2 protein-coding genes and 1 pseudogene are annotated in these 1931 nt (G+C 72.0%); 2 read left to right on the forward strand and 1 reads right to left on the reverse strand.

What is annotated here, in order from left to right; translation table 11 throughout:
• Window positions 1-141, reverse strand: a pseudogene (locus AC27KI_RS23735) (nicotinate-nucleotide diphosphorylase (carboxylating)); the annotation flags it as partial.
• A 64-nt stretch (window positions 142-205) separates the two neighbouring features.
• Between AC27KI_RS23735 and panB the strand changes: the two are divergent.
• Together panB and panC are read left to right on the forward strand one after the other, a co-directional pair.
• Entirely contained in the window at window positions 206-1099 is an 894-nt protein-coding gene (gene panB, locus AC27KI_RS23740; RefSeq protein ID WP_284429343.1) for a 3-methyl-2-oxobutanoate hydroxymethyltransferase, read from the forward strand.
• 79 nt (window positions 1100-1178) lie between these two features.
• On the forward strand, window positions 1179-1931 hold a 753-nt coding region (gene panC, locus AC27KI_RS23745), incomplete at its 3' end, for a pantoate--beta-alanine ligase (protein WP_487116181.1).

Consider the following 1931-nt stretch of genomic DNA (forward strand, 5'->3'; position numbering starts at 1 on the left):
ACGGGCGCGCACGCGGCGCGCCGGATCGATCAGGCCGGCGGTGAGGTCGCCGGCGCCCACGTCCTCGCGCAGCGCGCGGGCAACGTCGTCCTGGGCCAGCGATGCGATGCCGCCGTCCAGGGAAAGGGGGGATTTCGTCATGGGCGGCAAGCATAGCGGCATCGCATAGACTCGCCGCACTTTCGGCCCGGCTCTGCCCATTCCCATGACCACTGCCATCCCCAACGCCTCCGCCTCGTCCGCGACGCCCTACGGCACGCTGCCGCCCGCCTCTCCCCTGCCCGAGCGCCGGCCCGTCAGCCTGCCGCGCCTGCAGCAGATGCGCGAGGCCGGCGAAAAGATCACCATGCTGACCGCCTACGACGCCACCTTCGCCGCCATGGCGGACGCGGCGGGCGTGGAATGCATCCTGGTCGGCGACTCGCTCGGCATGGTCTGCCAGGGCCTGCCCAGCACCGTGGGCGTATCGCTGGACACCATGGCCTACCACACGGCCAGCGTGGCGCGCGGCCTGCACCGGGTGCAGGGCACGGCGTGGCTGATCGCCGATTTGCCCTTCGGCACCTACGCCGAAAGCCGCGAACAGGCCCTGCGAAGCGCCTGCACGCTGATGCAGGCCGGCGCGCACATGGTCAAGCTCGAAGGCGGCGGGTGGACGGCGCCGACGGTGGAGTTCCTGGTGCAGCGCGGCGTGCCCGTGTGCGCCCACCTGGGCCTCACGCCGCAGACGGTGCACGCCCTGGGCGGGTACCGCGTGCAGGGCAAGGGCGACCTGGCCGCGCGCACCCTGCGCCAGCAGGCGTCCGAGCTGCAGAACGCGGGCGCCACCATGGTGGTGCTGGAGATGGTGCCCGCCGCGCTGGCCCGCGAGCTCACGGCCGAGTTGCCCCACTGCCACACCATCGGCATCGGGGCCGGCAGCGGCACCGCCGGCCAGGTGCTGGTGCTGCACGACATGCTGGGCATCCACCTGGCCAAGATGCCGCGCTTCGTGCACGACTTCATGCAGGAGGCGGGCAGCGTGCGCGGCGCGATGCAGGCCTATGTGCAGGCCGTCAAGGCCGGGCGCTTTCCGGACGACGCCCTGCACGCCTGGTAGGGCGGCCCGCGCCCGGGCCGCCCCTTCGGCCCGTCCCTTCCTTTTCCTGCAGCCCTCTTTTTTCCGATCGGGATGACCCATGCTCATCGCACACACCGTGGCCGACCTGCGCCAGGCCCTCGCGGGCCGGGGCCGGCCCGCTTTCGTCCCCACCATGGGCAACCTGCACGCCGGCCACATTTCACTGGTTGAGCAGGCCCGGCCGCTGGGCGAGGTGACCGTTGCCAGCATCTTCGTGAACCGCCTGCAGTTCCTGCCCCACGAGGATTTCGACAGCTACCCGCGCACCTGGGACGCCGACTGCGCCCAGCTGCGCGAGGCCGGCTGCGACGTGCTCTTCGCGCCGCGCGAGGCCGACCTGTACCCCGAGCCGCAGACCTTCAAGGTGCATCCCGACCCCGCGCTGGCCGACATCCTGGAGGGACACTTTCGCCCCGGGTTCTTCGTCGGCGTGTGCACGGTGGTGATGAAGCTCTTCGCCTGCGTGCTGGGCGCGAGCGGCGGCACGGCCGTGTTCGGCAAGAAGGACTACCAGCAGCTCATGGTGATCCGGCAGATGGTGCGGCAGTTCGCGCTGCCGGTGGACGTGGTGGCGGGAGAAACGCGGCGCGCGGACGATGGCCTGGCCCTCAGCTCGCGCAACGGCTATCTCGGGGCGCAGGAGCGATCGCGCGCCATGCAGCTGGCCCAGGCCCTGCGCGCGCTGGCGGACGGCTTTCTCGCGGGCGGGAGCGATGTCGGCGAGCGGGAGCACCAGGCCCTGGAAGCGCTGCGCCGCCAGGGCTGGGCACCGGACTACCTCACCGTGCGGCGCCGCCACGACCTGCAGCCG

Source organism: Acidovorax sp. KPB24-03, assembly GCF_057546605.1.

Excerpts from the sequence above, each read along its gene's own strand:
- panB (WP_284429343.1), top strand. The coding sequence starts at position 206 with ATGACCACTGCCATCCCCAACGCCTCCGCCTCGTCCGCGACGCCCTAC.